The sequence below is a fragment of the Lysinibacillus sp. fls2-241-R2A-57 genome, from assembly GCF_030209535.1.
Lineage (GTDB): Bacteria > Bacillota > Bacilli > Bacillales_A > Planococcaceae > Lysinibacillus.
The window spans coordinates 23,251-29,655 of sequence record NZ_JARVRU010000142.1 but is presented as its reverse complement, the minus strand read 5'-3'; the positions used below and the strand labels follow the sequence as shown (position 1 = coordinate 29,655).

The window sequence follows — 6,405 nt, the reverse complement described above, 5'->3', positions numbered from 1 at the left end:
AAAATAAATAAAAAAAATAAAAATAAAAAAAAAAAGTAAAAAAGTTTTTTAAAAAGGGGGGGCGTGTTTTTTTTTTTTTTTAATCATTGGATGTTTTGAACATTTACGCTTGTTTCGGTAAACTAGAGGTAATGGAGCTAGGAGAGGAAAAAGAGATGATGTATGAAAAAATAATGAATTCGCTTGATGATACTGAGCATTTTGCGTTGAAGCTAGCAAACTTACTAGAAGCTCAGGATACAATCACATTAGAGGGTGATTTGGGCGCTGGTAAGACGACATTTACGAAAGCATTAGCGAAGGGGCTTGGTGTGAAGCGAACGGTCAATAGCCCAACATTTACGATTATCAAGCAATATGAGGGACGTTTACCGTTTAATCATTTAGATGTTTATCGTTTAGCGGAAAGCGATGAAGACCTTGGGTGGGACGAGCTATTTTATGGTGATGCAGTATCAGTTGTCGAGTGGGCTCATTTAATTGAACAGGATTTACCACAGGAGCGTCTTGGAATAGAAATTTACCGAATTGGAGAAAATCAACGACGATTTGTATTAACACCTCTTGGAAAGCGATATGAGGCATTATGTGAGGAGCTAATGAAATGATTTGGTTAGGGATTGAAACAGCGAATGCACCACTTTCTATTGCTGTCGTAAGGGATGGAAAAGTGATTGCTGAAATTGTACAAAATATAAAATTAACGCATTCGGCAGGTGCCATGCCAGCCATTGAAGAAGTGCTGGAAAAGGCCGGCATAAAGCCAAATGAGTTAGATGCGATTGCTGTATCAGAAGGGCCTGGTTCTTATACAGGTGTACGAATAGGTGTGACACTTGCTAAAACCTTAGCATGGACATTGAAAAAGCCTTTAGTTGGAATATCTAGCTTAAAGTCATTGGCTGCAAATGCAACATTATACAATGGGTTTATTTGTCCGATTTTTGATGCGCGAAGAGGCAATGTCTATACGGCTGTTTATAAAGGTAGTGAGCTTGAAGCGATTATAGATGACTATCACGATCATATAGATGGATTATTAGAACGTTTACAAGCTTTAGAGACACCAGTTTTATTTGTAGGGGCAGACGTAGATGTTTTTTGGCATAAAATCGTAGAGGTACTAGGTGACTTTGCTCTGCGTACACCATTTAGCAATGATCTACCACGAGCAAGTGAAACTGTTCGATTAGCGACTAAAGTGGAACTACCAAGTGTGGAAGCAGTTCATCATTTTGTCCCGCAATACAAACGTATTGCAGAGGCGGAGGCGAATTGGCTGAAGGATCAAAAGGAGAAGGCTCATGAGTAGCAATGTAACGTATCGTAAAATGGTATCGGATGATGTCCCAGCAGTATATGACATTGAGCTTACAACATTTTCTGCACCATGGACGTTAGATTCCTTTTACTATGAGGTGCATGAAAATCAGTACGCACATTATGTGCTGGCTGTGGATGCGGACGGTAGCATTATCGGCTTTTGTGGCATGTGGATGGTTATAGACGCAGCGCAAATTACGAATGTAGCCGTTATAGAGGCAGCTCGTGGCCGAGGAATTGGTGAAGGATTAATGCGAGAGGCAATACGTATTGCTAGGGAGCATGATATGGAGGTAATGAGTTTAGAAGTGCGCGTAACGAATACAGTTGCTCAAAATCTTTATCGAAAGCTCCATTTCCAAGATGGTGGCATACGTAAAGGCTATTATACAGATAACGGGGAGGATGCCCTTGTCATGTGGGTGAATTTATGATGGAAAATCGAATTATTTTAGCAATAGAATCGAGCTGTGATGAAACAGCGGCAGCGATTATTCGAAATGGTTCAGAAATCGTTTCAAATGTAGTCGCTTCTCAAATAGAAAGTCATAAACGATTTGGTGGAGTTGTACCTGAAATTGCGTCTCGCCATCATGTTGAACAAATTACAGTGGTCATAGAAGAAGCGTTAGCACAGGCAAACATAAAACCAGCTGATTTAGATGCGGTGGCAGTTACTGAGGGTCCTGGTCTTGTAGGTGCATTGTTAATTGGGATTAATGCCGCGAAGGCTTTTGCGTTTGCTAACAATTTACCAATTATCGGTGTACACCATATAGCGGGACATATATATGCTAATGCACTCGTGCAGCCAATGGAATTCCCATTATTAGCACTTGTTGTATCAGGTGGCCATACGGAGCTAGTTTATATGAAGGAACACGGCTCTTTTGAAGTCATCGGAGAGACGAGAGATGACGCGGCTGGTGAGGCTTATGATAAGGTTGCTCGTGTTTTAGACTTACCGTATCCAGGTGGTCCGCGTATTGACAAGCTAGCACATGAGGGGGATGAGGCAGTAACCTTCCCAAGAGTGTGGTTAGAGGAAGATTCGTATGACTTTAGCTTTAGTGGCCTAAAATCAGCGGTTATTAATTATAAACATAATATGGATCAGCGTGGAGAAGAGATTTCTCCGACTGCCGTTGCTAAAGGATTTCAGGATAGCGTAGTTGAAGTGCTAACAGCGAAAACATTACGGGCTGCGCGTGAATATAAAGTGAAACAGGTTATTGCAGCTGGAGGTGTAGCGGCAAATAAAGGCTTGCGTACATCACTTGAGTCTGTATTTGCAGAGGAAGGCATCTCGTTTTATGTGCCGCTATTAAAGCTGTGTACAGATAATGCCGCTATGATAGGGGCAGCAGCAACACCAATGTTTGAAGCAGGTATTCGCGGTAATTTATCAATGAATGGTCGCCCTGGAATGGAGTTAAAATCCTGGGTTTAACTTCTTTCGGAAGTTAAAGCCTCTGGCGGATGTCACAAAATCGGAAAGGAGTGCTGAGGCTAACTGACCTGGGTCGGTGCTGCTACCGCTACGCTTTCGCGCAAAAAATATCTGCAGGCCTAAGCACAAAGCTGATTCTGGACATGCTGAGGTATAATTGATTATAGAGGAGAGGTGTTTTAGAGTTGATTCTAAAATACCTCTTTTTGCTTTTGCGAAAAAATTGTCGATAAGAACGAATATAAAGAGTTCAGTTGACAAATTTTTCAGAAAATTATCCACAGGTAAGATGAAAAATAAAACAGCGAACATCCGTACTTATGCACAAAATGTTGATAACTTGTGCATAACTTGTGATTATTCAATATATAGTAGCTTGTTCTACACAAAAATATGTGGATAAAATAATTTTGGGTTGTGGACAATGTGGAAAAGTCTGTTGATATGTTGATATTACTAGATTTATTGTGTGTATAAAGTTGTGGGCATTTTTTGTCGAAAAATAGCACTTGACCAATATATATGAAAAAACGAGGCGAGTAAAGGAAAAAGCCATGTGACAAGTCACATGGCTTACAAATTTTATCCCACCTTAAAGTTAAGAAAGCAAAGAAGTTGGATGGGGGATGTTATAAAATAATATTTTCAAGTTCCTCACTTAGCTCAAGCCATTCCATTTCGAATAACTCATGCTGTTCCTTAACAGTTGATAATTCATCTTGAAGCTGTGTAATTTTTTCGTGGTCTGTGAAAATCTCGGGATCGCAAAGAGCTTCTTCTAAACGAGCTATTTCAATAGTTACTTGCTGCATTTTCCCCTCTAGTTCTTCAAGTGTGCGTCTAATTTGGCGCTCCCGTTTTTTAGCCTCTTTATCAATTTTAGAGGTAGAGGATTTCTCAGGTACCTCAGCTTGTACTTTCGGCTGAGCCGCAGCTTTCATTTGTGCAATTTCTAAAAGTTCCTGTTTCTTCTCAAGGTAATAATCATAGTCACCCAAGTATTCAAAGGAACCATCGCCAGACAACTCAATCACTTTAGTAGTAATTCGATTGATGAAATATCGGTCATGCGACACAAATAAAAGTGTTCCAGGATAATCAATAAGCGCGTTTTCCAGTATCTCTTTACTATCTAAGTCTAGGTGGTTGGTAGGCTCATCGAGAATTAAGAAATTTGCCTTTTGCATCATCAGCTTAGCTAATGCAAGTCTTGCCTTTTCACCACCAGATAAAGATGATACGATTTTATCCACATCTTCTCCACTGAATAAGAAACGGCCTAGCACTGTGCGAATATCTTTTTCATTCATTAAAGGCCATTCGTCCCATAGCTCTTTTAGTACACTTTTGTTGCTCGATAGTTTTGCCTGCTCTTGATCATAATAACCAACTTGAACATTTGTACCATAGCGAATCTCTCCAGAGAGTGGTAGTAAATCTTTGACGATGGTTTTTAATAAAGTTGATTTACCAACACCATTTGGTCCAACTAGTGCAATGCGGTCCTCTCGGAAAGTACGTAATGTAATGCCGCTTGATATTTTCTTATCTCCATAACCTATAGCTAAGTCATCAATAGATAATACATCGTTACCACTTTGGCGTTCAATTGTAAAACCGAAGCTTGCGGACTTTTCATCGCCATCAGGTGATTCCATCCACTCTGTTCGTTCAAGCATTTTACGACGACTTTGTGCCATTTTAGTAGTAGAAGCACGAGCAATATTTTTTTGGATAAATTCCTCGAGCTTGGCTTTCTCATCTTGCTGGCGTTCAAATAACTTCAAATCACGCTCATAATTTTTCGCTTTTTCATCTAAATAGGCACTATAATTTCCTGTATATTTTGTGACGCGATGACGTGAAACTTCGTAGACAATGGAAACAACTTGGTCTAAGAAGTATCGGTCGTGGGAAACAATTAAAATAGCCCCTTCATATCCTTTTAAATATGATTCTAACCAGGAAAGGGTTTCAATATCTAAATGGTTAGTAGGCTCATCGAGTATTAATAGGTCAGGTTTACTTAAAAGAAGCTTAGCAAGTGCTAACCGAGTTCGTTGTCCACCTGATAGTGAGCTAATTGGCTTTTGGTAATCATCAGGATAAAACTGCATGCCATGAAGCACGGAGCGTGTATCAGATTCGTATTGATAGCCACCCGCATCCTTGAAATTATGCTGTAAATGATCGTATTCAGACATTATTTTTGCATATAAAGTCGGATTTTCATAAACAGTAGGGTCGGCCATTTGTTGTTCTAATGATCGGAGTGCTTGTTCTTGTGCAATAAGCGGCTCAAAAATTGTCATCATTTCATCCCAAATCGACAATGTTGAATTTAATCCAGCATGCTGTTCTAAATATCCAATTTGTACACCTTTAGGGATTATAATATCACCAGAGTCATATGACATTTGACCAGCAATTATTTTAAGTAAAGTGGACTTGCCAGCACCGTTACGTCCTACTAATGCAACGCGATCACGATGTTGAACCTCTAATTTTACGCCACTTAAAATTTCATCTACAAGGAAGGATTTATATAGTTGATTGACCTGTAAAACAATCATTCTGGACACCTCAATTCTTCCTTAGTGTAATGGATGAGAGATTCGCTTGCAATGTCGGTGCTTTACTTATTCCAAGCTGTCATGTAAGATTGAAACGATTTCCCTTTAGTTAGTGGCGTAAAAAGCGCCATTAACTAAAGGGAAATACTCTAGTGGATATTAAAAGTTTTTGTATATAGTTAATGATACATGTATTAAAATTAGTAGCTAAGTACATTCAAACTGAGACATTTGAGGAGGAGAAAGTTTGAAACAAGATTTAAAAATTCCACAAGCCACTACAAAAAGACTTCCTCTTTACTATCGATTTATCCAAAACTTTGCACAAGAAGGCATGGAACGCATTTCGTCGAAGGAACTGAGTGAAGCGATGAAAATTGATTCTGCAACTATTCGTCGTGACTTTTCTTATTTTGGAGCTCTTGGGAAAAAGGGTTATGGCTATGATGTGCAGCATCTATTAAAATTTTTTAGTCAAACGCTCGATCAGCACGAAACGACAAAAGTAGCGTTAATTGGTGTAGGGAATTTAGGTAGTGCTTTATTAAAATATAATTTCCAAAAAAATCATAATACTCATATCGTTGTGGCTTTTGATCCAAAGGCTCCAAAGGACGGGAAGATGATAAGCAATATTCCTGTTTTCCATCCTGATTTATTGGAAGAAAAGTATGCAGAATATGGAGCGGAGCTTGCGATTTTAACAGTTTCACCACGCTCTGCACAGAAAATGGCTGATAGATTAGCGGCAATGAACGCAAAGGGCATTTTAAACTTTACGCCAGAGCGGTTAACGGTTCCAGATAGAATGCAGCTCTTAACAATTGATTTATCGGTAGAATTGCAGGCGCTCATTTATTTAATTCGCAATCAGGAAGAGTGATAATTGTACATAATTTAACTTCTTTCAGCGGTAAACATCTGTTGGCCTAAAGCCTCCGGAGGATCGTATAGTTCACAATTTCTGTTAAATGTAAGTATGGAATAAAACGAGAGAGTGACTAAAAACTTTCACATATAATTAGTTAGCAAAATGACGAAATATGGGTTAAAATGATG

At 39.1% G+C, this 6,405-nt stretch carries 6 protein-coding genes; 5 read left to right on the top strand and 1 reads right to left on the bottom strand.

What is annotated here, in order from left to right:
• Nucleotides 1-158: 158 nt before the first annotated feature.
• The 4 genes from tsaE to tsaD are packed head-to-tail and all read left to right on the top strand — an operon-like array spanning nt 159 to nt 2,773.
• Nucleotides 159-608, top strand: coding sequence for a tRNA (adenosine(37)-N6)-threonylcarbamoyltransferase complex ATPase subunit type 1 TsaE (gene tsaE / locus QRN68_RS19900; protein WP_285398652.1), 450 nt, complete (start codon nt 159-161; stop codon nt 606-608).
• Nucleotides 605-1,312 carry a tRNA (adenosine(37)-N6)-threonylcarbamoyltransferase complex dimerization subunit type 1 TsaB gene (gene tsaB / locus QRN68_RS19895; RefSeq protein WP_285398648.1) on the top strand — a complete coding sequence of 236 codons (708 nt, stop codon included), beginning with the start codon at nt 605-607 and terminating at the stop codon, nt 1,310-1,312. The genes tsaE and tsaB overlap by 4 nt, the downstream gene beginning before the upstream one ends.
• Nucleotides 1,305-1,757: a ribosomal protein S18-alanine N-acetyltransferase gene (rimI, locus tag QRN68_RS19890; RefSeq protein ID WP_285398647.1), complete on the top strand. Its 453-nt coding sequence runs from the start codon at nt 1,305-1,307 to the stop codon at nt 1,755-1,757. The genes tsaB and rimI overlap by 8 nt, the downstream gene beginning before the upstream one ends.
• Entirely contained in the window at nt 1,757-2,773 is a 1,017-nt protein-coding gene (gene tsaD / locus QRN68_RS19885; RefSeq protein ID WP_285398646.1) for a tRNA (adenosine(37)-N6)-threonylcarbamoyltransferase complex transferase subunit TsaD, read from the top strand. The genes rimI and tsaD overlap by 1 nt, the downstream gene beginning before the upstream one ends.
• Before the next feature lie 629 nt (nt 2,774-3,402).
• On the opposite strand, the gene QRN68_RS19880 is transcribed toward tsaD, so the two are convergent.
• Complete coding sequence (locus QRN68_RS19880) at nt 3,403-5,346, bottom strand: ABC transporter ATP-binding protein (protein ID WP_285398645.1); 1,944 nt, start codon at nt 5,344-5,346, stop codon at nt 3,403-3,405.
• Between the two features lie 247 nt (nt 5,347-5,593).
• On the opposite strand from QRN68_RS19880, the gene QRN68_RS19875 reads away from it, so the two are divergent.
• Entirely contained in the window at nt 5,594-6,229 is a 636-nt protein-coding gene (locus tag QRN68_RS19875) for a redox-sensing transcriptional repressor Rex (RefSeq protein WP_285398644.1), read from the top strand.
• The last annotated feature ends 176 nt before the right edge of the window (nt 6,230-6,405 follow it).

Coding starts and splice junctions, on each gene's coding strand:
- tsaE (WP_285398652.1), top strand. CDS start 159: ATGTATGAAAAAATAATGAATTCGCTTGATGATACTGAGCATTTTGCG.
- tsaB (WP_285398648.1), top strand. CDS start 605: ATGATTTGGTTAGGGATTGAAACAGCGAATGCACCACTTTCTATTGCT.
- rimI (WP_285398647.1), top strand. CDS start 1,305: ATGAGTAGCAATGTAACGTATCGTAAAATGGTATCGGATGATGTCCCA.
- tsaD (WP_285398646.1), top strand. CDS start 1,757: ATGGAAAATCGAATTATTTTAGCAATAGAATCGAGCTGTGATGAAACA.
- QRN68_RS19880 (WP_285398645.1), bottom strand. CDS start 5,346: ATGATTGTTTTACAGGTCAATCAACTATATAAATCCTTCCTTGTAGAT.